Origin of the sequence: Companilactobacillus formosensis (assembly GCF_005405305.1) — a bacterium.
In the GTDB taxonomy this organism is placed as follows: Bacteria; Bacillota; Bacilli; order Lactobacillales; family Lactobacillaceae; genus Companilactobacillus; species Companilactobacillus formosensis.
The window spans coordinates 82965-107984 of the sequence record NZ_BJDU01000007.1; the positions used below are offsets into that span (position 1 = coordinate 82965).

23 protein-coding genes are annotated in these 25020 nt (G+C 36.7%); all 23 read left to right on the forward strand.

What is annotated here, in order from left to right; genetic code table 11:
• Positions 1–29: 29 nt before the first annotated feature.
• The 23 genes from prfB (at position 30) to whiA (ending at position 25006) form a co-directional block, all read left to right on the forward strand.
• Positions 30–1140, forward strand: a protein-coding gene (prfB, locus tag FFM65_RS09185; protein WP_238788910.1) for a peptide chain release factor 2 whose coding sequence is annotated in 2 segments (ribosomal slippage) — positions 30–101 and positions 103–1140 — 1110 coding nt in all. Because the reading frame shifts where the segments join, the coding sequence is not laid out codon by codon here.
• Between the two features lie 2 nt (positions 1141–1142).
• A complete protein-coding gene (locus FFM65_RS09190; protein WP_010020543.1) occupies positions 1143–1808 on the forward strand; it encodes a response regulator transcription factor in 666 nt (221 codons plus the stop codon).
• A 5-nt stretch (positions 1809–1813) separates the two neighbouring features.
• Complete coding sequence (locus tag FFM65_RS09195) at positions 1814–3463, forward strand: sensor histidine kinase (protein WP_119318468.1); 1650 nt, start codon at positions 1814–1816, stop codon at positions 3461–3463.
• A gap of 98 nt (positions 3464–3561) precedes the next feature.
• Complete coding sequence (locus FFM65_RS09200; protein WP_119318469.1) at positions 3562–4437, forward strand: phosphate ABC transporter substrate-binding protein PstS family protein; 876 nt, start codon at positions 3562–3564, stop codon at positions 4435–4437.
• A 1-nt stretch (position 4438) separates the two neighbouring features.
• Positions 4439–5359, forward strand: a complete 921-nt coding sequence (gene pstC, locus FFM65_RS09205; protein ID WP_059074040.1) for a phosphate ABC transporter permease subunit PstC — start codon at positions 4439–4441, stop codon at positions 5357–5359.
• A complete protein-coding gene (gene pstA / locus FFM65_RS09210; RefSeq protein WP_119318470.1) occupies positions 5359–6246 on the forward strand; it encodes a phosphate ABC transporter permease PstA in 888 nt (295 codons plus the stop codon). Before pstC ends, pstA begins: the two co-directional genes overlap by 1 nt.
• Before the next feature lie 3 nt (positions 6247–6249).
• Entirely contained in the window at positions 6250–7056 is an 807-nt protein-coding gene (gene pstB, locus FFM65_RS09215; protein ID WP_057814014.1) for a phosphate ABC transporter ATP-binding protein PstB, read from the forward strand.
• Positions 7057–7067: 11 nt separating this feature from the next.
• Positions 7068–7826 (forward strand): phosphate ABC transporter ATP-binding protein PstB, encoded by a 759-nt coding sequence (gene pstB, locus FFM65_RS09220; RefSeq protein WP_010020535.1) that lies wholly within the window; start codon positions 7068–7070, stop codon positions 7824–7826.
• A gap of 12 nt (positions 7827–7838) precedes the next feature.
• Complete coding sequence (phoU, locus tag FFM65_RS09225; protein ID WP_059074039.1) at positions 7839–8510, forward strand: phosphate signaling complex protein PhoU; 672 nt, start codon at positions 7839–7841, stop codon at positions 8508–8510.
• A 42-nt stretch (positions 8511–8552) separates the two neighbouring features.
• Complete coding sequence (locus FFM65_RS09230; RefSeq protein ID WP_059074038.1) at positions 8553–8804, forward strand: PspC domain-containing protein; 252 nt, start codon at positions 8553–8555, stop codon at positions 8802–8804.
• Positions 8805–8833: 29 nt separating this feature from the next.
• Positions 8834–9199, forward strand: a complete 366-nt coding sequence (locus FFM65_RS09235) for a phage holin family protein (protein WP_057814026.1) — start codon at positions 8834–8836, stop codon at positions 9197–9199.
• A 66-nt stretch (positions 9200–9265) separates the two neighbouring features.
• The gene (hprK, locus tag FFM65_RS09240) at positions 9266–10225 is read left to right on the forward strand and encodes an HPr(Ser) kinase/phosphatase (protein WP_119318471.1); all 960 of its coding nucleotides are present in this window, start codon (positions 9266–9268) and stop codon (positions 10223–10225) included.
• Complete coding sequence (gene lgt, locus FFM65_RS09245; RefSeq protein WP_119318472.1) at positions 10225–11040, forward strand: prolipoprotein diacylglyceryl transferase; 816 nt, start codon at positions 10225–10227, stop codon at positions 11038–11040. Before hprK ends, lgt begins: the two co-directional genes overlap by 1 nt.
• Before the next feature lie 65 nt (positions 11041–11105).
• Positions 11106–12047: a thioredoxin-disulfide reductase gene (gene trxB / locus FFM65_RS09250; RefSeq protein ID WP_119318473.1), complete on the forward strand. Its 942-nt coding sequence runs from the start codon at positions 11106–11108 to the stop codon at positions 12045–12047.
• Between the two features lie 186 nt (positions 12048–12233).
• On the forward strand, positions 12234–12488 hold the full coding sequence (locus FFM65_RS09255) for a helix-turn-helix domain-containing protein (RefSeq protein ID WP_057814034.1): 255 nt from the start codon (positions 12234–12236) through the stop codon (positions 12486–12488).
• Between the two features lie 132 nt (positions 12489–12620).
• The gene (locus FFM65_RS09260; RefSeq protein WP_119318474.1) at positions 12621–14339 is read left to right on the forward strand and encodes a phospho-sugar mutase; all 1719 of its coding nucleotides are present in this window, start codon (positions 12621–12623) and stop codon (positions 14337–14339) included.
• Between the two features lie 127 nt (positions 14340–14466).
• Positions 14467–15759, forward strand: coding sequence for an alkaline phosphatase family protein (locus tag FFM65_RS09265; protein ID WP_119318475.1), 1293 nt, complete (start codon positions 14467–14469; stop codon positions 15757–15759).
• Between the two features lie 14 nt (positions 15760–15773).
• Entirely contained in the window at positions 15774–17015 is a 1242-nt protein-coding gene (locus FFM65_RS09270) for an MFS transporter (protein ID WP_119318476.1), read from the forward strand.
• A gap of 125 nt (positions 17016–17140) precedes the next feature.
• Positions 17141–19147: an excinuclease ABC subunit UvrB gene (gene uvrB, locus FFM65_RS09275; protein ID WP_119318477.1), complete on the forward strand. Its 2007-nt coding sequence runs from the start codon at positions 17141–17143 to the stop codon at positions 19145–19147.
• Between the two features lie 5 nt (positions 19148–19152).
• Positions 19153–22002, forward strand: a complete 2850-nt coding sequence (gene uvrA, locus FFM65_RS09280) for an excinuclease ABC subunit UvrA (RefSeq protein WP_119318478.1) — start codon at positions 19153–19155, stop codon at positions 22000–22002.
• A gap of 130 nt (positions 22003–22132) precedes the next feature.
• Positions 22133–23050 carry an RNase adapter RapZ gene (rapZ, locus tag FFM65_RS09285; RefSeq protein ID WP_059074029.1) on the forward strand — a complete coding sequence of 306 codons (918 nt, stop codon included), beginning with the start codon at positions 22133–22135 and terminating at the stop codon, positions 23048–23050.
• A complete protein-coding gene (gene mgfK / locus FFM65_RS09290; protein WP_119318479.1) occupies positions 23037–24071 on the forward strand; it encodes a gluconeogenesis morphogenetic factor MgfK in 1035 nt (344 codons plus the stop codon). The genes rapZ and mgfK overlap by 14 nt, the downstream gene beginning before the upstream one ends.
• Positions 24071–25006, forward strand: coding sequence for a DNA-binding protein WhiA (whiA, locus tag FFM65_RS09295; protein ID WP_119318480.1), 936 nt, complete (start codon positions 24071–24073; stop codon positions 25004–25006). The genes mgfK and whiA overlap by 1 nt, the downstream gene beginning before the upstream one ends.
• Positions 25007–25020: the final 14 nt, after the last annotated feature.

Consider the following 25020-nt stretch of genomic DNA (forward strand, 5'->3'; position numbering starts at 1 on the left):
GATGGCCTGCTTTTTTTATAGGTGACGTTATGGAATTTGGTGAAATTAAAAATAAAATTTCTGAGATGGAAGACAAAATAAAGCAGTTCAGGGGGTCTCTTTGACTTAGAGAATCTCGAAGAAAGTATCGCCGAAAATGAACATCAGATGACTGAGAATGGTTTTTGGGATGATCATGAAAAAGCTCAAAAACTAATTGATGAAACTAATTCTTTAAAAGATAAATTTGATAACTTTAAAGAATTAAGTGAAGGTTTAGAAAATTTACAAGTTTTAGCCGAACTTTATCAAGATGACCCAGAAGATGATTTGATGCAACAATTAGTAGACGATTCGTCTAAATTAGCTGAAAAACTTCGTTCTTATGAGTTAATGATGTTATTAGCTGAACCGTATGATTCTCACAACGCAATTTTGGAAATTCATCCAGGAGCTGGTGGAACCGAATCTCAAGATTGGGGTTCTATGCTTTTGAGAATGTATCAAAGATGGGCTGAACAACACCATTTTTCAGTTGAAATCGAAGATTATCAGCCAGGTGATGAAGCTGGGATCAAGAGTGTTTCAATGATGATCCGTGGTAAAAATGCCTATGGATTATTGCGTTCTGAGCGTGGAGTTCATCGATTAGTTAGAATTTCTCCGTTTGATTCTGCTGGTCGTCGACATACATCGTTTGCTTCAGTTGACGTGATGCCCGAATTGGACGATAGTATTCACGTTGATATTAATGATGATGATTTGCGAGTTGATGTGTTTAGATCTTCTGGTGCTGGTGGTCAACATATTAATAAGACTTCTTCAGCGGTTAGAATTACTCATTTGCCAACAGGTATCGTTGTCAGTTCGCAAGCACAACGTTCGCAATTGCAAAACAGAGAAACAGCTATGAACATGTTGAAAGCTAAGTTGTTCCAAAGAGAAGAGGAAGAACGTGCTAAGAAGCATGCTGAGATTCAAGGTGAACAACTAGATATCGGTTGGGGTTCACAGATTCGTTCTTATGTATTTCATCCATATACTATGGTCAAAGATCATCGCTCAAATTACTCCACTAGCAATGGTCAAGGCGTTATGGATGGTGATTTAGATCCATTTATTTATGCTTATCTCCAATGGAAATTACAAGGAGCCAAATAAAAATGAAAAAAAAGATCTTAGTTGTCGATGATGAACCTTCGATTTTAGAGTTGATTGAATATAACTTGGAAAGTAATGATTATCAAGTGTCCACTGCTAAAGACGGTCAAGAAGCTTTTGACAAAGTAAATGAGCAGACTTTTGATTTGATGTTATTGGATCAAATGTTGCCTAAAATGAGTGGAATTGAAGTTTTGAAAAAAATGCGTAAATCCGGTAATCTAACACCAGTTATTTTTCTAACAGCTGTAGATTCAGAAGATAACAAGATTGAGGGATTAGTTAGTGGTGCAGATGATTATGTCACTAAACCCTTTAGTATTAAGGAATTATTAGCTCGAATCGAAGTAGTGTTGCGTCGAACTTCAGGAGAGCAGAAGAGTAAAACCTTTGAACTTAACACTGATGTCAAGGGACTTATTTTGGATGGCAAGGAAATTTCGCTAACTAAAAAGGAATATGAATTATTGGAATTTTTGATTAGAAATAAGGGGATTGTCGTTTCTCGAGAACAAATTTTCGACAATGTCTGGGGCATTAATTCCAATTCACAGATGCGGATGGTCGATATTCAAATTAGCCACCTTCGTGATAAAATTGAACAGGATACAAAGAACCCACAAATAATAAAAACCGTGCATGGATTCGGTTATATTTTAGAGGTATGACATTTATGAAGAAAAGAATTGGACCAATAGTTGCCATTTTGATTTCTGTTGCAATATTTTTGATTTTAGTTACTTTCTCCGATAGTATTCTGGCGGATTCTCAAAACAATATGTTTACAGAAGAAACCGTCTCTTATAAAGAACTTAAGAAAAACCATGAACCTGCAGATGCAGCTAGAATCGCTGGTTTGAATTATGTTGATGCTAGTCAAGAAAATACGACTATGCAAAAAAAGGCTTATGATATGTATCACAATGGTCGGACTACTCCTGGCAAGAATTATGTGACAGATAAGACTTTTACTACTAGAACAATGTATTTCATGTCGAGCTCTAGTCGCCACATCGTAGCTAAGACTTATAATCGTTTTTGGAGTCAGAGTCCAATGACTTTTGTAATTGTTACTTTGATGTATTTCTTGATCACTGATTCAGTGATTTTATTCTATTATCGCAAGCGTCAGCAATTGAGTGCCGATATTAGAAATGTAACTGAAAATCTGCGTCGAGTTAGAAAAGATAAGGAAATGTCTTCTTTGATTTTGTCACCGACTGATGAATTGTATGGTTTGGTTGAACAAACTAATAAAATCAGTATGGATATCAATGAATTACGGGATGACGTTAGATTACGTGAAAGACGTTTTCGTGGTCTGGTTGGACATTTGCCAATTGGGGTAATGTTGTTGAATTCTCAGGGGGATGTCTTGTTGCATAATCAAGCGATGTCTAGTTTGTTGGATGAAAACATTTCTAACGAGATTCATCCGTTCATTGAAGATGTAAAGACTTATAGTTTGAGTCGTATGATTGAGCATACTTTGAAGAAAAATAAGAACCACCATCGTGAAATTCAATTAGTTGGCAATTCACAAAAATTCGTAGATGCTAACGTTATTCGCTTGGTTCACTCACGAGAAGACTATGAACAACAAGTCCTAGTTATCTTGTACGATTTGACGCAAAGTCGTCAGATTGAACGTATGCAAGTAGATTTTGTTAATAATGTCAGTCATGAATTGAAGACACCAGTAACTTCAATTGAAGGCTTCTCAGAGACTTTGCTTAATGGTGCCAAAGATGATCCTAAGAAGTTAGATCATTTCTTGGAAATTATTCATAGCGAAAGTGTTCGTTTGTCTGACTTGATTCAAGATATTTTGTCATTATCCAAAGTTAAACGTGACACCCAAAAAGCTGATACGATTAATTTGCATGAAGATATTGATAAGATTTTAGATCGTCAGTCAATCGCCATTAAGAAGCACAATATAACAGTTAAACAACAGTACTTCGGTAATCCAGAAGTAACGATCAATAAAGAAAAAATCAATCTCGTCTTCCGTAATTTGATCAAGAATGCTATTTCTTACAATAAAGAAAATGGTGAAATTGATTTGGAAGTTCACCACGATGAAATTGAAAATCGAATCAAATTTGTTATCAAAGATACCGGAATCGGAATTTCCGAAGAAGATCAAGGTCGAATTTTTGAGAGATTTTATCGAGTTGACCGTTCCAGAAGTCTGGAAACCGGTGGAACTGGGTTAGGATTGGCTATCGTTAAGGAGACCCTTGATACATTGGACGGAGATATCAGAATCGAGTCTAATAAGGGATTAGGGACAACGTTTACAGTTGACGTACCACTTTAATAAAATTGCTGCAACAAAATATTTTATTTTGTTACAGCTTTTTTTTATACAAAAAATATACAATTGTGTATTATTCTAGTCGGATAGAGGTGAGAACATTGAAAAAGAGACTTGTTGCATTATTTGCAATTATGATTCCAATTATTTTTGTTTTGAGTGGTTGCAAAGGCACTTCAAGCCAAGAAACTATTACAGCAGTTGGTTCGTCAGCTGCTCAACCGTTAGTGGAACTGGCGGGGGAAGAATTTTCAAAGAGTAACCCCAATAGGTACATTAACGTCCAAGGTGGAGGAACCGGTACAGGACTCAGCCAGATTCAACAAGGTGCCGTTAATATCGGTAATTCTGATTTGTATGCTGAACAGAAAAAAGGTATTGATGCTAGTAAACTTGTTGATCATCGAATAGCTGCAGTTGGAATGATTCCAATCGTTAATAAAGACGTCAAAGTTAAGTCACTGACGATCAAGCAATTGCGTGAGATTTTTTCTGGTGAAATAACTAACTGGAAACAAGTTGGTGGACAAGATTTGAAGATCACGATCATCAACCGAGCTGATGGTAGTGGTACTAGAGCTGCCTTTGAAAGCGACGTTATGAATGGGGCACCATTTGTTCGCTCGCAAGAACAAGATTCTAGTGGGATGGTCCGTCAAATCGTCAATAATACAGCTGGTTCAATTAGCTATTTGGCTATGCCTTATTTAAACGACGCAGTAAAAACTATTAATATTAATGGTGTTGCGCCAACAATTAAAAATATTGAAAATAATAAGTGGAAGATTTGGTCATATGAGCATTTGTATACGAATGGTCAACCAACTTCTATGACTAAAGAGTTTCTTGAGTTTATTATGACTGATGAAATTCAGAATAAAGTCGTTAAAAAAATGAACTATGTTCCAATCAATGAAATGAAGTATCAAAAGGATTATAAGGGCAATGTTACGCCCGTTTCAAAGGGGGTAAAGTAATTTGAAAGATCCAATCAAAGAAAGCTTAACGAAAAAATCTGTTTCCGCTAAACGTGAAACTCGCGGTAAGATTATATCTTTCAGTTTTACTGCCATTATTGTCTTATTAGTGGTTACGATTATTGGTTTCATCGCATCACGTGGGGTTTTAATCTTTATTAAAGATGGTGTAAATCCAATTGATTTTCTAACTCATTCTGTTTGGGCTCCAAATAAATTAGATAGCGCTGGACACCCAATTGTTGGAGCTGCACCGATGATTGTTGGCTCATTTGCAGTAACCTTGATTGCAGCTCTAATCGGTACGCCATTTGCGATTGCGGCCGCTTTATTTATGACAGAAATTTCGCCTAAATGGGGGCGCAAAATTTTACAACCTGTGATTGAATTATTAGTGGGTATTCCTTCAGTTGTTTATGGATTTATTGGTTTAACAATTGTGGTACCTTTTGTAAGAAAAATCGCTGGTGGTAGTGGTTTTGGTATCTTAGCTGGATCATTTGTCTTATTCGTAATGATTTTGCCAACGATTACTTCAATGTCTGTCGATGCATTAAGAGCAGTTCCAAGATATTATCGGGAAGCTTCTCTAGCACTTGGTGCTACTAGATGGCAAACGATTCACAAAGTTATTTTGCGAGCCGCTACACCAGGATTATTGACAGCTGTTGTCTTTGGTATGGCAAGAGCTTTTGGTGAAGCTTTGGCTGTTCAAATGGTTATCGGTAATGCCATGTTATTGCCACAAAATTTAGTTTCTCCATCATCGACTTTGACTAGTGTCTTGACGATGAATATGGGTAATACCATTATGGGATCAACGCCGAACAATGCGCTTTGGTCATTAGCTTTATTATTGTTGTTGATGTCTCTATTCTTCAACTTCATCATCAGATCAATTGCTAAGCGAGGTGAATTCTAGTGTTTAACGAGAAAAATAAAGATAAGATTGCTACTGGCGTTATTTATACGATGTCAGGAATCATTGTCTTAATCTTGCTAGGTTTATTGATTTATATTTTGGGCAGTGGTCTAAGATATGTTAATTGGCATTTCTTAACTTCTGGTTCAAAAGCTTTCCAAGCCGGAAGTGGTGTTGGGATTCAATTGTTCAACTCGTTTTTCTTATTGATTTTATCAATGTTGATTTCAATTCCAATTTCAATTTGTGCCGGAATTTACTTGTCTGAATACGCTGGAAAAAATAAATTCGTTGAATTAATTCGTGTTTCAATTGAAGTTTTGAGTTCTTTACCATCAATCGTTGTTGGTTTGTTTGGATTTTTGATCTTCGTAATTAGTTTTAAATTTGGATTTTCAATTCTTTCTGGTGCTTTAACTTTGACAGTTTTTAACTTGCCAATTTTGACGAGAAATGTGGAAGATTCTTTGAAGTCCGTTCCTCAATCTCAACGAGAAGCTGGACTTGCTTTAGGATTATCAAAATGGGAAACTGTGATTCACGTTATTATCCCTGATGGACTTCCAGGAATTATTACCGGAATGATTATTGGTGCCGGAAGAGTCTTTGGTGAAGCTGCGGCCTTGATTTATACAGCCGGTCAGTCTGCTCCACCATTGGACTTCACTAATTTCAATGTCTTCAGCATTACTAGTCCATTGAACTTGATGAGACCAGCTGAAACTTTGGCGGTACATATTTGGAAAGTTAACTCTGAAGGTCTAATTCCTGATGCAGTGCAAGTTTCTGCCGGGGCTTCAGCTGTGTTGATCATTGCTGTATTGATTTTTAATCTTCTATCTAGATATATTGGCAATTTAGTTTATAAAAAGATGACGGGTGAATAGAATATGACTGAACAAAATGAACAACAATACATCCTTCATTTAGACGAGGATAAACATGAAATCGCCATGAAGACTAAGGATCTACAAGTTTTTTATGGCGAAAAAGAAGCCATGCATAAGGCATCGCTTCAATTTGAAAGATATAAGATCACCTCTTTGATTGGCGCTTCTGGTTCAGGTAAATCGACTTATTTAAGATCTTTAAATCGAATGAACGATGAAGTACCAAGTGCTAGTGTTAAAGGGCAGATCATGTATCGTGGTTTAGATATCAATAAAGATAATGTTGATATTTATGAAGTTAGGAAGCATATTGGGATGGTTTTCCAACGTCCTAATCCATTTTCTAAATCAATTTATGACAATATTACCTTTGCATTAAAACGTCATGGCTTACATGACAAGGATAAATTAGATGAAATCGTTGAGACAACTTTGAAACAGGCTTCTTTATGGGACCAAGTCAAAGATGATCTTAACAAAAGTGCATTAGCACTCTCTGGGGGTCAACAACAAAGACTTTGTATTGCTAGAGCCATTGCGATGAAACCGGATATTTTATTGATGGATGAACCCGCAAGTGCGCTAGATCCAATATCAACGTCAAATGTTGAAGAAACAATGTTGAGCTTGAAGGATAAATTTACCATTATTATCGTTACGCATAACATGCAACAAGCAGCTAGAATCAGTGATTACACAGCATTTTTCCACATGGGACATGCTGTCGAATTTAATGAAACTAGAAAAATCTTTACGCGTCCTAAGATTAAGACGACTGAAGATTATGTTTCTGGACACTTTGGATAGGAGCACTCATATTGACAGAAAAAATTTTAACATCATCTGATGTACATTTATTTTATGGTAAAAAAGAAGCCTTAAAGGGCATTAATTTGGATTTCAACAAAAATGAAATCACAGCTTTGATTGGTCCTTCTGGATGTGGTAAATCAACTTATCTTAGATGTCTTAACCGCATGAATGACTTGATTCCTGATGTAACAATTACTGGAACTATCAGTCTAAATGGGAAGAATATTTATGCTCCTAATATCGATACGGTTGAATTACGTAAACAAGTTGGAATGGTTTTTCAACAACCAAATCCGTTTCCTTTTTCAATCTATGATAATGTAGTATATGGACTAAGACTTGCAGGCGTGAAAGATAAAGCTGTTTTGGATGAAGCTGTTGAAACTAGTTTGCAAAGTGCTGCCGTTTGGGATGACGTCAAAGATAAATTACATCAAAGTGCTTTGTCATTATCCGGTGGTCAGCAACAGAGAGTATGTATTGCTAGAGTTTTAGCAGTGAAACCTGATATTATCTTATTAGATGAACCAACTTCGGCTTTGGATCCAATTTCTTCATCCAAAGTTGAAGATACTATGCTTCGCTTACGTGAGGATTACACAATTATTACCGTTACACACAATATGCAACAGGCATCAAGAATATCAGATCAGACCGCTTTCTTCCTAAATGGGGAATTGATTGAGGCGGATAAAACTAGAAATATTTTCTTAAATCCGAAGGAAAAGCAGACGGAGGATTATATTTCTGGAAAATTCGGTTAGGAGAAAAGAAAAATGCGTACTACTTTTGAAGAACAATTAAATAATCTACATTTACGGTTCTCAGAGATGGGTATGATGGCGAGTGAAGCCATTATGAAATCCGTTAAAGCATATATAGATCATGACAAGGCTTTAGCAAAAGATGTAATTCAACATGACCATGTAATTAACAAACGAGAAATGGACCTGGAAAAAGAATCTTTTGAAATGATTGCTCTGCAACAACCTGTGACATCCGATTTGAGAATGATTGTGACAGTATTAAAGGCAAGTTCTGATTTAGAGCGAATGGGTGACCATGCTGTAAGTATTGCGCAAGAAACAATTCGGGTCAAAGGCGAGACTAGAATTCCAGAAATCGAAAAAGTCATTGGTGAAATGGGTGATATGGCAACATCAATCGTTGAAGACTCTCTAGAAGCCTACTTAAAAAGAGATAGCAAGATGGCTGAAGAAGTTGCTCACCGTGATATCGAAATTGACGCTAAGAGTACGATGATCAATGAATTGTGTATCAAAGATATGCAAAAGACTGTTGAGAATGTTTTGAGTGGCTCCTCTTACATGTTAGTAGCTAGTTATTTGGAACGTGTTGGTGACTATGCAACTAATATTTGTGAATGGGTAGTTTACTTGAACACCGGACATGTGGTAGAACTGAATCGGAAGCATATTGCTGAATAAGCATGTGTATAATATTTTTGGAACGAGTTGAGGTGATATTTTATGAGAAATAGAATCACGAGATCTAGTACAAATCGGATGCTTGCAGGTGTTTGTGGAGGATTAGGTGAGTACTTTGGAATCGACTCGACTTGGATTCGCCTGTTGTTTATTTTCTTAACACCGTTGACTTATTTTTTGACAATTTTGGTTTACGTAGTTTGCGTCTTTTCGTTTCCGGAAACTCGTAATATTCAAGAAACTGATTTTAGAAAGAAATATCGTCGACCTAAGGCGCCCAAAAAATATTATTGATTTAAATAATAATTAAATGAGGGTATGCAATGAAGTTATTAATCAGACTGGTAATTCAAACGTTGTTGTTTTTAGCAATTGCGCGTGTTTTACCAGGGATGTTTCAAATTGATAGTTTGGGTACGGCTATTTTAGCAAGTTTGGTTTTGGTGATTCTGAATGGAACTATTAAGCCACTGTTGCACATTATTTCATTGCCGATTACTTTTATCACTTTCGGATTATTTTCGTTTGTGATTAATGCTATTACTTTGGAACTGACTTCTGTTTTAGTAGGATCAGCAAGTTTTCATTTTAATGGTTTTGGTTCGGCATTAGTCGTAGCAGTAATTTTAGCAATTTGTTATTCTATTATTAACAATTACACGAAAGACAATTTTCAAAGACGCGTCTAGAACGCGTTTTTTTTGTATCATTTAATGATAAACTTAAGGTAAAACATGAATTAGTGAGGCTGGGTTATGACAAATTTTGTTACTGTATCGCAATTGGTAAAAGATAATGAATTAAAAGTTTATAGCGGCGAAGAGCTTCTTGAAGGTAAAAAGGTTATTACTAGTGATATTTCTCGTCCAGGAATTGAGTTAACTGGTTACTTTGACTATTATCCTAGTGAAAGAATTCAATTATTTGGACAAACTGAATCGGCTTATTCACGTTCAATGACAAGCAACAATCGTTATAAGGTTATGTTGGAATTATGTCGTGAAGATACGCCGGCATTGCTTATTTCTAGAAATATTCAACCTAGTAAAGAAATTTTGCAAGCGGCTAAAGAGCACAATGTACCTGTAATTGGTTCGACTTTGCCTACAACAAGACTTTCTAGTATGATTACTGAATATCTCGATGAGAAGTTAGCACCTAGAGAATCTATTCACGGTGTTTTAGTTGATGTTTATGGTATTGGAATTCTTTTGACGGGACATTCTGGAATTGGTAAGAGTGAAACGGCTTTGGAATTAGTTAAGAGAGGGCATCGTTTGATTGCTGATGATCGTGTCGATGTTTATCAACGTGATGAGAAGACTATCGTTGGTGAAGCTCCTAAGATTTTGAATCACTTGCTAGAAATTCGTGGTATCGGAATTATCGATGTGATGAATCTCTTTGGTGCCGGTGCTGTTCGTTCTAAGAGTGAAATTCAATTGATCATTAACTTGGAGAATTGGTCAGCTGATAAGAATTATGATCGAATCGGAACTTTGGAAGACAAACGTACTTTCTTTGACGTTGATGTTCCTCAAATTACGGTGCCAGTTAAAGTTGGTCGTAATATTTCTATCATCATTGAAGTTGCAGCAATGAACTATCGTGCCAAGAAGATGGGCTACGATGCTACTAAGAAATTCGAGGATAATTTAGGCTTATTGATTAAAGAAAATGAAGCCAAAACAAAAAATAATGGAGAAGGTAAGTAATGAGTTTTGACCTATTAGCATTAAATCCAATTGCGTTTAATCTGGGGGGATTACAAGTACATTGGTATGGAATCATCATTGCCTTAGGCGCTTTAGTGGGAGTCATTATGGCGATGCGTGAAGCCAAAAGACGTCATCTTGATCCAGATAATATTTTGGATTTAGTCTTGTATGGGGTACCGATAGCCTTAGTGGGTGCTCGATTGTATTATGTGATTTTTGAATTGCCATTTTATCTGGCTAATCCGAGTGAAATTATTAAAATTTGGCACGGTGGAATTGCTATTTATGGCGGTTTGATTGCAGCCTTTATCGTATTATTAGTTTTGTGCAAAAAGAGAAACATTTCTCCTTGGTTAATGTTAGATATTGCAGCACCATCAGTTTTGCTTGGTCAAATTGTTGGTCGCTGGGGAAATTTCATGAATCAAGAAGCTTTTGGTGCCAAAACTAGCTTAGACTTTTTGCAATCATTGCATTTGCCACATTTCATTATTGAACAAATGTATATCAATGGAGCTTATCGCCAGCCGACATTTTTGTATGAATCGGTTGGAAATTTGATCGGTTTAGTTTTGATTTTAGTTTTGAGAAATAGAAAACACCTCTTTAAGCGCGGAGAAGTATTTTTGTCTTACTTAATTTGGTATCCAGCTGTCCGCTTCTTTGTCGAGGGGATGCGAACTGATAGTTTGTATATTCTTCCCGGAGTTAGAGTTTCGCAAGTCTTATCATTAGTTTTATTCTTTGTCGCAATCGGATTATTCATTTATCGGCGCAAACGACAAAAACAACCTTGGTATAATGAATTGTGAGCAACTTAATTGCCAAGTTGAAAAATAATGGTAATATTTGTTGAGTAATAGGAGGTAATTCGACGATGAAAACATATGATGTAGTAGTTATTGGTGCGGGACCTGGTGGTTTAACAGCTGCTTTATACGCTTCACGTGCTAATTTGTCAGTAATGATTCTTGATCGTGGTATTTATGGTGGTCAAATGAACAACACCGCCGCAATCGAAAATTATCCTGGCTTTGATTCAATTTTAGGACCAGACTTAAGTGAAAAGATGTATAAATCATCAACTCAATTTGGAGCTGACTTTGGCTATGGTGCTGTTGAATCAGTTGAAGATAAAGGAAATGTTAAAATCATCCATACAGATGATGGCGATTATGAAACAAAGGCTTTAATTATCGCTACTGGTTCACAATACAAGAAGATTGGCGTACCTGGTGAAGAAGAATTATCAGGCCGTGGTGTTTCTTACTGTGCTGTCTGTGATGGTGCATTCTTCAAGGGACAAGACGTTGCCGTTATCGGTGGTGGCGATTCTGCCGTTGAAGAAGGTATCTATTTGACACAATTAGCTAAATCCGTAACAATTATTCACCGTCGTGATCAATTACGTGCCCAAAAGATTTTGCAAGACCGTGCATTTAAGAACGATAAGATTAAGTTCGTTTGGAATGCTGACGTCAAGGAAATCACAAGTGAAGATGACAAGGTTTCTGGCGTACGTTACGTTGACAAGAAGACCGGTGAAGAACACGTTGTTCCAGCTAAGGGTGCCTTTATCTATGTTGGTATCAAACCAATGACTGAACCATTCAAGGGCTTAGGCGTGCTTGATGAAGATGGTTGGATCGATACTAATGAACACATGGAAACAAAAGTTCCTGGAATCTTTGCTGTAGGTGACGTTAGAAAGAAAGACTTGCGTCAAGTTGCTATTGCTGTTGGTGAAGGTGGTATTGCCGGACAACAAGCTTACAACTACATTCAAGAGCTTTCTGATAGTGAAGTTTCAGCTAAGTAATCATTTTATAAAAATAATTGAGGGTTATGTAAAAGAGAATTGTTCTCTTTTACATAACCTTTTTTTATTATCTGGGGCCGTAACGATTGGTTAATATTTGAAAAATAAATTTTCTAAAAGTGGTTCCATTTTGTACATGTTTAAACATATAGTATAATGTGTATAAAAAGATAGGAAGTGATTCTTATGCGTGAAGTAGTAAATAATAATATGGATCGTCTGATGAATGAATCCGGTTTTAATATTGCAAAAAACTTGAAAATCCTTAGAAGAGAAAAAAATGTTACTCAAAAGGAAGTTGCTCAACATTTAAATATTGATGTCACAACCTTATCTCACTATGAAACTGGTATTAGAATGCCAGATATTGATACTTTGATTGCTTTGGCTAGATACTATAATACGGATATCAACAGGATCATCAGTAGTGAAGCTTACTAATTTGTAAATTTGATACACAATTTTAAGTCTCTTTTAAATTTTTATTGTTAAAGTTGTGTAAATCAAATTTTAATAGTACTTTAGGATTGCTATAATAGCTGTAGGTACTTACAAATTAGGAGGACGAAGTTAATGTCTTGGCAAGATAATATGCAACAATGGCTCGACTATAAAGATTTAGATCCAGATATGAAACAGCAACTCAATGAGATGAAGAATGACTCAGAAGTAGCTGAAGAAGCTTTCTATGAACCTATGGAGTTCGGTACGGCTGGTATGCGTGGTTTGATTGGACCTGGTATCAACCGCATGAATATTTATACAGTTCGTCAAGCTACTGAAGGACTAGCATCATTTATGGATACTTTGGACGAAAAAGTGAAGGCTCAAGGTGTAGCAATTAGTTATGATTCTCGTTACTATTCACAAGATTTTGCTTACGAATCAGCTAAAGTTTTGGGTGTTCACGGAATCCGCAGTTACGTCTTTGATAGTTTGAGACCAACACCTGAGTTATCTTTTGCTGTAAGAAGCTTGCACACTTATGCAGGAATTATGATTACAGCAAGCCACAATCCTAAGCAATACAATGGTTTCAAAATTTATGGTCCAGATGGTGGACAAATGCCTCCAGCTGAATCTGATAATATTACTAGTTTTGCTCGTAAAGCTAGCGACCTCTTTAGTATCAAAGTTATGTCAGTACCTCAATTGCGTGCTAACAAATTGTTGACTTTGATTGGTGAAGATGTCGACTTGAATTATATGAAGAATCTTGAGACAGTTATCGTAAATCCAAAGTTGATTGAAGATATTGGTGATAAGATGAAATTCGTCTACTCGCCACTTCATGGAACAGGTAAGATGATTGCTCCAAGAATCTTCCAAAAACTAGGTTTTAAGAATTTTAATATGGTAACAGAACAAGCCATCCTTGATCCAGAGTTTGCGACAACACCATTCCCTAATCCGGAATTTGCCCAAACTTTTGATTTGGCTATCGAACGTGGTAAGAAGATTGGTGCTAATATTTTAATTGCGACTGATCCTGATGCTGATCGTTTAGGAGCCGCAGTAAGACAACCGGATGGTTCTTATAAATTAATGACTGGTAATCAAATTGCTTCAGTTCTATTGAACTATCTCTTGATGGCTAAGAAGGATTTGAAGGAATTACCAGCTAACGGAGCAGTTGTTAAATCAATCGTATCTTCAGAATTGGCTACAGCAATTGCTAATAAATATGACGTTAAGATGTTTGATGTTTTGACAGGATTCAAATATATTGCTGAAACAATCGAACAATTTGAAAAAACTAATAGCCATGAATTCCTCTTTGGCTTTGAAGAAAGTTACGGTTATCTAGTTAAGCCTTTCGTTCGTGATAAGGATGCCATGCAATCAACTTTGCTACTAGCTGAAGCAGCTGCTTATTATGAATCAGAAGGTAAGACAATCTATGATGCTCTAGAAGACCTTTACAAAGAATTTGGTTATTATCGTGAAAAGACTATTTCCAAGACATTTGAAGGTATTTCTGGAAAAGACAAGATGGCTCAAATCATGAAGACACTTCGTGAAGAAGGAATTGAGTCAATCAATGGCGTTAAAGTAGTTGAATCAATCGATTATTTGAATGACACTGATGTCACCGCTGGTGGTACTAAAGAAACTGGTCTACCAAAGGCCAACGTTTTGAAATACGTTCTAGCTGATGACACTTGGGTTGCCGCTAGACCATCAGGAACTGAACCTAAGATGAAATTTTACATTGGCGTTAAGAGTGACACTGAAGATGGTGCTGCTAAGAAACTAGCCGAATTTGCTAAAGAAATTGAAGGCTGGGAATAAAAAATTAGACCTTGTTAGGAAAGGCATAATCCTAATAAGGTCTTTTTTTGTTGCTTTTACCACGTTACAGTCACTATCCAATTGCGATATAATATTTTCATGTACTTTGTGAAAAGGGGAAATCAAATTGTCTACAAATCAACATTTAGTAATTATTTCGTTAGATTCATTGGGTTTTAACGATATTAATGAACATCAATCAGAACTTCCAACATTGAACAAATTAGTTAATGGAGGAACTTGGGTCAAAGAAGTCAGTGGAATTTATCCGACTTTGACTTATCCTTCGCATACAACTATCATCACCGGTCAATATCCAAATGTTCATGGAATAGTTAATAACACCAAGATCCAAACGACACGTCGTTCCCCAGATTGGTACTGGTATCAAAAAGACGTTCAAGTACCGACACTTTACGATTTAGCACATAAAAATAAAATGAAAACGGCGGCTTTTTTGTGGCCAGTAACTGCTGGTAGTAAAATCACTTACAATTTGGCAGAAATTTTTCCTAACCGAATTTGGACGAATCAAGTTTTAGTATCTTTGAGAGCTAGTTCACCTTTATTTATTTTGGAAATGAACAAAAAGTACGGTAAATTAAGAAATGGCATCGAACAACCGCAATTGGATGAATTTATTACAGCTTGTGCCGTCGATACGATTAAAAATAAGAAACCGAATCTGACGCTTTTGCATCTTGTAGATATGGATAGTATGCGTCACCGTTATGGCGTTCGCTCTGATGAAGCTATGGAAGCCTTACATCGACTTGATAAACACGTTAAGCAAGTAGTTGATGCTACCAAAGAAGCGGGAACTTTTGGCGATACTAATTTCGTAATATTGGGTGACCATTATCAAATTAACGTTGATAAAATGATTCATTTGAACACATTATTTGCTAAACGTGGTTGGTTAACGGGTAATCCTGATCAAACAATTAGAAAAGATTGGTCAGTGTTAGCAAAGACTTGTGACGGGTCCACATATATTTATACAAAGGACTTCAGTCAGATTAAACGTCTACGGGAAGTTATTTCTGGAGTAGAAGGTGTCGAACGAATTTATTCTAATGAAGAAGCTATTGCTCGTGGAGCTGATCCTAAATGTACGCTGATGGTTGAGGCCAAAGCTGGTTATTATTTCACTGACGAGGGTAGTCGTTCAAATGTTGTGGAAAAGGTTATGCCAGAAATGATGGGACATCCTGACCGTTATCAAGGGGTTCACGGTTATGATCCACAAAAACCAGGCTATAAGACAACAATTATCTTTAACGGACCAATGGTCAAAGAAAATCAAACGATTGATGGTGCTAAATTAGTTGACGAAGCACCAACTTTTGCTAAATTATTAGGGCTAAAGTTCCCTGAACCATTGGCTGGAAGTGCTATCGAGGGTATTTTTAAAGATTAGAATTGAGGGAATTTATGAGATTCAATAAAAAACAATGGAGTTGGATTTTTTATGACTGGGCTAACTCAGGTTATGGAATTATTGTTACCACAGCAGTTTTGCCAGTTTATTTCAAATCGGTAGCTCAAAATTCAGGAGTATCACAAGCTAATGCGACGGCATTTTGGGGTTATGCTAATAGTTTTGGAACCTTGATAGTTTCCATTTTGGCACCCGTTTTAGGTGCATTAGCTGACTATCCACATCACAAAAAGAAATTATTGACTAGTTTTTCATTCTTAGGGATTTTAATGACATTTGGATTGGCATTATTACCACCTAATCAATGGCAAATGTTATTGGCTGTGTATATCCTGTCGATAATTGGATATTCGGCGGGAAATTTATTTTATGATAGTTTTTTGACCGACGTGGCTGATAATTCACGAATGGATTCACTTTCGTCAAATGGCTATGCTTATGGTTATTTGGGTGGTGTTTTAGCTTTTATATTGTTCTTAGTTTTACAGTTGACGAGTGGTTTTGGAATGCTGTCTAGTTATGGTGTTGCTCGTTGGAGTTTCTTCTTGGCAGCAATTTGGTGGTTGATATTCTTCATTCCGCTATTGAAAAATGTTCAACAAGTTTATTCATTGCCAGAAAATCCTCATCCAATTACTTCAAGTTTTAAACGTGTTTGGGAAACAGTGACGCATTTACGTAAATACAAGGCAGCTGCTTGGTTCTTAGTAGCGTATTTCTTCTATATTGACGGGGTTGATACGATTTTTACGATGGCTACATCAATTGGGATGGATATGGGAATTACCACGACGACCTTGATGTTAGTTTTGTTAGTTGTCCAATTAGTCGCTTTTCCATTCTCCATTTTGTATGGTTGGATAGCTAATCATTTTTCTGCTCGTAAAGGAATTTTATTAGCAATTATTCTGTATTTTGGAATTTGCTTGTACGCTTTAAAGCTAGAAACAGCAAAGGATTTTTGGATTTTAGCTGTTCTAGTAGGAACTAGTCAAGGTGGTATTCAAGCTTTGAGTAGGTCTTATTTTGGTAAATTGATTCCGAAAGATTCCGGTAGTGAATTCTTTGGATTTTATAATATTTTAGGTAAATTTTCGGCTGTTTTGGGACCAGTCTTAGTTGGTATCGTGACGCAAATTACTGGTAAATCAACGATTGGAGCTGCTTCATTGAGTGTCTTGTTCTTAGTTGGTTTAGCAATTTTTATGATGTTGCCACGACTGACAAAGGAATAAGTAAATCTATGGCGAAAATATGTTCGCTATGGTACTATAGAGCCAGCGAAATATGCCTGACATTAATTACATCTAATTCATGTGCGAGTTAGATGTATTTTTTAGCTTAAAGGGGGACTGACGGCGTGATAGATAGAGTTACTGATAATAAATTTGATTTGGTCTCAAAGTATTCTCCAGCTGGAGATCAGGGCCAAGCAATTGACACTATCACTAAAGATTTTCAAAAAGGCGATAAAGAAGTCATTTTGGAAGGTGCTACTGGTACTGGTAAAACTTTCACAATGGCCAATGTTATTAAAAATCTCAATAAACCAACGTTAATTATTTCTCATAATAAGACTTTAGCTGGTCAACTTTATGGTGAAATGAAGGAATTTTTCCCACACAATGCGGTGGAATATTTTGTCAGCTATTATGATTACTATCAACCCGAAGCTTATGTACCATCTAGTGATACATATATTGAAAAGGATTCTAGTATCAACGATGAAATTGATAAATTGCGTCACTCGGCAACTAGTTCATTACTAGAGCGTAATGATGTTATTGTGGTTGCTTCGGTATCTTGTATTTTTGGATTAGGTGATCCACGAGAATACGCTGACAGTATTATTTCTTTACGTGTTGGGCAAGAGATTGCTCGCGATGAATTGTTAGAAGAATTAGTCGAAAATCAATTTGAAAGAAATGACATCGATTTCCAACGTGGTAGATTCAGAGTTCGTGGAGATGTTGTGGATATCTTCCCAGCTTCACGTGACGATAATGCTATTCGTGTGGAATTTTTTGGTGATGAAATTGATCGAATCATCGAAATGGATGCCTTAACTGGTGAAGTTAAAGGTCAAATGGATCATATCGGGATTTTCCCTGCTACGCACTTTATGATCAGTGATTCTAAGATGGAAGAAGCTCTCAAACGCATCAAAGATGAAATGGATCAACAAGTAGCTAAATTTACTAAAGAAGGTAAGTTGCTCGAAGCTCAACGTATCAAGCAAAGAACAGAATATGACATCGAAATGATGCGTGAAATGGGTTATACTTCCGGAATTGAGAATTACTCACGTCATATGGAAGGTCGTGCAGAGGGTGAACCTCCATTTACGTTGCTTGATTTCTTCCCTAAGGATTTCAATATCATGATTGATGAATCACACGTTACTATGCCTCAGATTCGTGGGATGTACAATGGTGATCGAGCTAGAAAGCAGCAATTGGTTGATTATGGTTTTCGTTTGCCTAGTGCTTTGGATAACCGTCCACTTAAACTAGAAGAATTTGAGACACATGTTAATCGAATCCTTTATGTTTCAGCTACACCTGGCCCTTATGAACTGGAGAGAACTGATCATCGAGCTGAACAAATTATCCGTCCAACTGGTTTGTTGGATCCTAAAATTGAAGTCCGTCCAATTATGGGTCAAATCGATGATTTAGTAGCTGAAATAAATGATCGTGTGGCTAAACATGAGAGAGTCTTCGTTACAACTTTAACGAAGAAGATGGCTGAGGATTTAACTGATTACTTCAAGGATTTAGGTATCAAGGTCAGATACTTGCACAGTGATATTAAGACTTTGGAAAGATCGAAGATCATTCGTGACTTACGTTTAGGTAAGTTCGATGTCTTGATTGGTATCAACTTGTTACGTGAAGGTATCGATGTGCCAGAAGTTTCCTTAATTGCGATTTTGGATGCTGACAAGGAAGGCTTCTTGCGGGCTGAACGTTCACTAGTTCAAATTATTGGCCGTGCTTCAAGAAATGAACATGGTAAAGTTATCATGTATGCTGATTCCATTACTGATTCTATGCGTGGAGCAATTGATGCCACAGCCCGTCGTCGTAGACTACAAGAGAAGTTCAATGAAGAGCATGGTATTACTCCAAAAACAATTGTTAAACCTATCAGAGATGCTATTTCAATGTTCCAGAAAGTCGATAATACTTCTTCTGAGACAGAAAAAATCGATGATGATATTGACTTTAAGGATATGAGTAAGAAGGAACAAGCAGAGCTCCTTGCCAATCTAAAGGAGCAAATGGAGTCAGCTGCTAAGAAGCTCGACTTTGAAGCCGCAGCTAATTTACGTGACACGATTTTAGAGTTAAAGGCGGAAATGTAATTAATATGTTAAATGATAAAATTGTAATTCATGGTGCACGTGCACACAATTTGAAAGATGTTGACGTGACGATTCCTCGTGATAAATTAGTCGTTGTGACTGGTTTATCCGGTTCAGGGAAGAGTTCCTTGGCTTTTGATACTTTGTACGCGGAAGGTCAAAGACGTTACGTTGAGAGTCTTTCATCGTATGCTCGACAATTTTTAGGTCAAATGGATAAACCGGATGTCGATTCGATTGATGGATTGAGTCCAGCTATTTCGATTGATCAAAAAACTACTTCCAAAAATCCTCGTTCAACCGTTGGTACCGTTACAGAAATTAATGATTACCTTCGTTTGTTGTGGGCTCGTGTAGGAACACCAATTTGTCCTAATGATGGGACCAAAATTACTAGTCAATCAGCTCAACAAATGGTTGATGCTATTTTAAAGTTGGGCGATAAAACTAAACTACAAATTCTTTCACCAGTTGTACGTGCAAAACGTGGACAACATAAAAAAGCCTTGAATCAAATTAAGAAACAAGGTTACGTTAGAGTTCGAGTTGATGGTGAAACTCGTGATATTGCTGAAGATATTGAATTAGATAAGAATAAGAAGCACAGTATTGATGTTGTCGTTGACCGTATTGTAATCAATGATCACATCAAATCACGTTTGTTCGACTCAGTTGAAGCTGCTTTGAGACTATCTGATGGTTACATGAACGTTGATGTGATCGGTTCTGACATGATGGTATTCTCTGAGAAGAATGCCTGTCCATTGTGCGGTTTTACAGTTGGAGAATTGGAACCTCGTTTGTTCTCTTTCAACGCTCCTTTTGGAGCCTGCGATAATTGTGATGGACTAGGAGTTAAACTAGAAGTCGACTTGGACTTAGTTATTCCGGATCAAAGTAAGACTTTAAATGAGGGAGCCATTGTTCCTTGGAACCCCATTAGTTCACAATATTATCCTGAAATGTTAGCTCAAGCATGTAAAGAATTCAAAATTGATATGGATACACCTTTTGAAGACTTGCCTCAAAAAGATCAAAATACTATTTTGTATGGTTCTGATGGTAAGACTTTCCACTTCCACTATGAAAATGATTTTGGCGGTGTGCGTGATGTCGACGTAGAATTTGAAGGTGTTATTCCCAATATCAATCGTCGTTATCATGAAACTAACAGTGACTTTACTCGTGAAGTTATGCGTAAATATATGACGGAATTAACTTGTCCTGTTTGTCATGGTAAGAGATTGAATCGTCAAGCCTTGGCGGTCAAAATTGAAGGCAAAGATATCGCTGAAGCTTCTGATATGTCGATTAAAGATGAACTTCCATTTTTCAAGTCAGTGAAATTTGGTGAACAAAATACTGTTATTGCTAAACCAATTTTGAAGGAAGTTAAGGATCGTCTTAGTTTCTTGATCAATGTTGGGTTGGAGTATTTGACGCTTTCTCGTTCAGCTGGAACATTATCTGGTGGTGAAGCTCAAAGAATCCGTTTGGCAACACAAATTGGTTCTAATTTGTCAGGTGTTATGTATATTTTGGATGAACCTTCAATTGGTTTGCATCAACGTGATAACGACCGTTTGATCAGTTCATTGAAGAAAATGCGTGACCTCGGGAATACTTTGATAGTTGTTGAACACGATGAAGATACCATGCGAGCTGCCGACTATTTGATTGACGTTGGTCCAGGTGCAGGTGAAAATGGTGGTCAAATCGTAGCTGCTGGTACACCTGAAGAGGTTGAGAAGAATCCTAAATCTCTAACTGGTCAATATTTGGCGGGTAAGAAGTTTATCCCAGTGCCTTTGAAACGTCGTGCTGGTAATGGTGAATTCGTTGAAGTCTTCGGTGCTGCTGAAAACAATTTGAAGAACTTAAATGTTAAGTTCCCACTAGGCAAATTTACTGTCGTAACTGGAGTTTCTGGTTCTGGTAAATCTACGTTGGTTAATATGATTTTGAAACGTGCTTTGGCACAGAAGATGAACCATAATTCTGAAAAACCTGGTAAGTACAAGAAAATCACTGGTTACGAGAACTTAGATAAGATAATAGCTATTGATCAAAGCCCAATTGGTCGAACACCAAGAAGTAATCCAGCTACTTATACGGGCGTGTTTGATGATATCCGTGGTTTGTTTGCTCAAACTAATGAGGCTAAATTACGCGGATACAAGAAGGGTAGATTCTCTTTCAATATTAAAGGTGGTCGTTGCGAAAATTGTCGTGGTGACGGAATTATTAAAATTGAAATGAATTTCTTGCCTGATGTTTATGTACCTTGTGAGGTTTGTCATGGTACTCGTTACAATTCCGAAACCTTGGAAGTAACTTATAAGGGTAAGAACATTGCTCAGATCTTGGATATGAAAGTGTCAGAAGCTTTGGACTTCTTCAGTAATATCCCTAAGATCAAACGTAAGCTCCAAACAATCGAGGATGTCGGTCTAGGTTATGTTTCTCTAGGTCAATCAGCTACTCAATTGTCTGGTGGTGAAGCTCAAAGAATGAAATTAGCTTCAGAGCTTTATAAGAAATCTAATGGTAAGAACTTCTATATCTTAGATGAGCCAACAACTGGTTTGCATACTGATGATATCAAACGCTTATTAGGCGTATTACAACGTTTGGTGGATGAAGGTAACACTGTTTTGGTTATCGAGCACAATCTGGATGTTGTTAAGTCAGCTGACTGGTTGATCGACCTTGGTCCTGATGGTGGAGAAGGTGGCGGTAAAATCGTCGCTCAAGGAACCCCAGAGCACATTACTAAGGTCAAAGCTAGTTATACTGGTCAATATTTGAAACCTATCCTAGAGCGTGATACTAAGCGTACTAAAGATGCACAATAATTAAAATGACTTTCATGAAATGAGCTTTAGCCGCATTTTATGGAGGCCTTTTTTAATTGGCTTTTTCAGTATTAAAAACTGACACGCCCGGCTTGTTGTGTTATGCTTATATTCGAATGTGAGGTGCATTATGGCAGAAGATATGCTTAGTTTGGTTATCGTAACTGGAATGAGTGGTGCGGGAAAAACCGTTGCAATGCAATCCTTTGAAGATTTAGGATATTTTTGTATCGATAATATGCCACCTAACTTACTTCCAAAATTCTGGGAGCTAGTTCATGAATCCGGTAAGATAAAAAAAGTAGCGTTAGTTGTAGATATTAGATCACGTTCATTTTATGATGAAATTTTCTCAATGCTTTCAAAAATGGACGAGGATGAACAAGAGAAACACCAAAAGGTTGATATGAAGATTCTCTTCTTAAATGCATCTAATGAAGAATTAGTTTCTCGTTATAAAGAGACTCGCCGTAGTCATCCATTGGCTATGGAAGGTCGTTTATTAGATGGAATCGAAAAGGAACGTGAGTTACTTTCAGAAATCAAGAGTCGAGCATCAGTTGAAATTGATACGACTGATCTCACTCCTAGACAATTACGAGAAGAAATTTTCGACAATTTCCAAGAAAGTTCTGTCGTGCCAACATTTCACATCGAAGTGATGTCATTTGGTTTTAAATATGGTTTGCCAATTGATGCTGACATTGTGATGGATGTTAGATTTTTAAGAAATCCATTCTATATTAAAGAATTAAAGACTCAAACCGGGATGGATAAACCAGTTTATGATTATGTGATGGATGATGCAGAAACAAAAAATTTCTATGACAAATTCTATGGTTTACTAAAAGATATCGTTCCTGGTTATGAAAAAGAAGGTAAGACCAGTTTGACGATTGCAATTGGCTGTACTGGTGGTCAACATCGTTCAGTCGCTATTGCTCAACGTTTAGGTACTGATCTAAAGAAATTAGATTACTACGTAGATATTACTCATCGTGACATGGAAAAATCTCAAAAGAAGGTAATAGAACATGGCAACAAATAGGATAGTTCGGGTTGTTAAGGGACGCCGTCCAAGAGTTGTAGTTATAGGTGGGGGTACTGGTTTACCAGTTGTTTTAAACAGTTTAAGAAATATGGATGCAAATATTACTGCGATTGTTACCGTAGCCGATGATGGGGGATCATCTGGTATCATTCGTGATTATATTAACGTTGTCCCTCCTGGGGATATTAGAAACGTTTTGGCATCCTTATCTGATTTACCTAAAGTGGATTTAGACGTTTTCCAATATCGTTTCAAGACCAATGATGATTTCTTCTCTGGTCATGCGATTGGAAATTTGATAATTGCTGCTTTAACAGAAATGTCGCCTAATATTTTTGACGCCGTACAAGAACTATCTAAAATGATGCAAGTTGATGGTCACGTTTATCCAGCCAGCAATACGAAATTAACGTTGAATGCAGAATTTACTGACGGAACGACTTTGTCAGGAGAACACGAGATAACGCATTCAGGTAAGCATGTAAAACGGGTTTGGGTCACTGATTCAGATAATCCTGATCAAGAGCCTAAGTCAGTGCTTCCAGTTATTGCTTCTATTATGCAGGCTGATGTAGTTGTTTTAGGACCTGGTAGTTTGTTTACAAGTATTTTGCCTAATTTAATGATTAAAAAGATTGGTGAAGCCGTTAAACAAACTTCAGCCGAAATCGTTTATATTTGTAACATCATGACTCAAATCGGTGAAACGGAAGGCTTTACTGATGCAGATCACGTAAAAGTATTGAACCGTCATTTAGGTGGGAATTTTATCGATACAGTTTTAGTTAATACGCGTAAAATCCCTGACGGTTATATGGATCATAAAAAGTATGATGAATACGTTAACCAAGTGGAAACTGACTTTGAAGGCTTGAGAAAAATGGGCTGTAAAGTTATTCAAGATGATTTCTTATCGTTACATGATAAGGGAGCTTTCCACGATGGAGAAAAGGTTGCCAGAGAAATTATCAATCTCTCGTTGCAATCAGGAAATAGAAAAAATGAGGTGAGACGTTAGTGGTTTCATACGCTAGTGAAGTTAAACAAGAGCTCACAAAATTAGTCGTTCATCCCGAACATGCTCGTGTGGAGTTATCAGCATTGTTGAGAATGAATGGTTCTTTGAGTTTGCAAAACCATCATTTCGTCTTAACCGCACAAACTGAAAACGCCGCAATTGCCAGAAGAATCTTTTCGTTAGTTAAGCAAAAATATGGCATTGAATCAGAATTATTAGTGCGTAAAAAGATGAAGTTAAAGAAAAATAATCAGTATTTAGTACGAATCAACCAAGATACTAATAAAATTTTGACAGATTTGGATATTTTAGATGAATCTGGTTTGTCGATTAATACTAATGTGCCATTGGAAGTTATCAATGAAGATCAACGAATGCGTTCATATCTACGAGGAGCATTCTTAGCAACTGGAAGTGTCAATAATCCGGAAACTTCTAGATATCATTTAGAGATTTATTCATTATACGAAATGCATAATGAAGGTATTGCGCAAATGATGAATTATTTTCATTTGAATGCACGAACTACTAAACGTCGTAACGGCTATATCGTTTATTTGAAGGAAGCAGAAAAAATTGCTGATTTCTTACAATTGATTGGTGCTACGAATGCAATGTTGAAATTTGAAGATATCCGAATCGTGCGTGACATGAGAAATTCAGTCAACCGTCTAGTTAATTGCGAAAATGCTAATATCAATAAGACTGTGGCAGCAGCTGAACGTCAAGTTGAAAATATCAAGCATTTGCAAGCGACAGTTGGTTTGGATAATTTACCTGATAAATTACGTGAAATTGCGGTCTTGAGATTAGAGAATCCAGAAGTTTCACTAAAGGAATTGGGCGATATGGTACCAAGTGGTCCGATTTCAAAATCTGGAATCAATCACCGTTTACGTAAGTTGAATCAATTAGCAGAAACAGATAAAGTATAAAGCTAAAAAAGCTA

Coding starts and splice junctions, on each gene's coding strand:
- phoU (WP_059074039.1), top strand. CDS start 7,839: ATGCGTACTACTTTTGAAGAACAATTAAATAATCTACATTTACGGTTC.
- FFM65_RS09255 (WP_057814034.1), top strand. CDS start 12,234: ATGCGTGAAGTAGTAAATAATAATATGGATCGTCTGATGAATGAATCC.
- pstB (WP_057814014.1), top strand. CDS start 6,250: ATGACTGAACAAAATGAACAACAATACATCCTTCATTTAGACGAGGAT.
- lgt (WP_119318472.1), top strand. CDS start 10,225: ATGAGTTTTGACCTATTAGCATTAAATCCAATTGCGTTTAATCTGGGG.
- FFM65_RS09195 (WP_119318468.1), top strand. CDS start 1,814: ATGAAGAAAAGAATTGGACCAATAGTTGCCATTTTGATTTCTGTTGCA.
- hprK (WP_119318471.1), top strand. CDS start 9,266: ATGACAAATTTTGTTACTGTATCGCAATTGGTAAAAGATAATGAATTA.
- trxB (WP_119318473.1), top strand. CDS start 11,106: ATGAAAACATATGATGTAGTAGTTATTGGTGCGGGACCTGGTGGTTTA.
- FFM65_RS09270 (WP_119318476.1), top strand. CDS start 15,774: ATGAGATTCAATAAAAAACAATGGAGTTGGATTTTTTATGACTGGGCT.
- FFM65_RS09260 (WP_119318474.1), top strand. CDS start 12,621: ATGTCTTGGCAAGATAATATGCAACAATGGCTCGACTATAAAGATTTA.
- uvrA (WP_119318478.1), top strand. CDS start 19,153: ATGTTAAATGATAAAATTGTAATTCATGGTGCACGTGCACACAATTTG.
- FFM65_RS09190 (WP_010020543.1), top strand. CDS start 1,143: ATGAAAAAAAAGATCTTAGTTGTCGATGATGAACCTTCGATTTTAGAG.
- rapZ (WP_059074029.1), top strand. CDS start 22,133: ATGGCAGAAGATATGCTTAGTTTGGTTATCGTAACTGGAATGAGTGGT.
- FFM65_RS09235 (WP_057814026.1), top strand. CDS start 8,834: ATGAAGTTATTAATCAGACTGGTAATTCAAACGTTGTTGTTTTTAGCA.
- FFM65_RS09230 (WP_059074038.1), top strand. CDS start 8,553: ATGAGAAATAGAATCACGAGATCTAGTACAAATCGGATGCTTGCAGGT.
- mgfK (WP_119318479.1), top strand. CDS start 23,037: ATGGCAACAAATAGGATAGTTCGGGTTGTTAAGGGACGCCGTCCAAGA.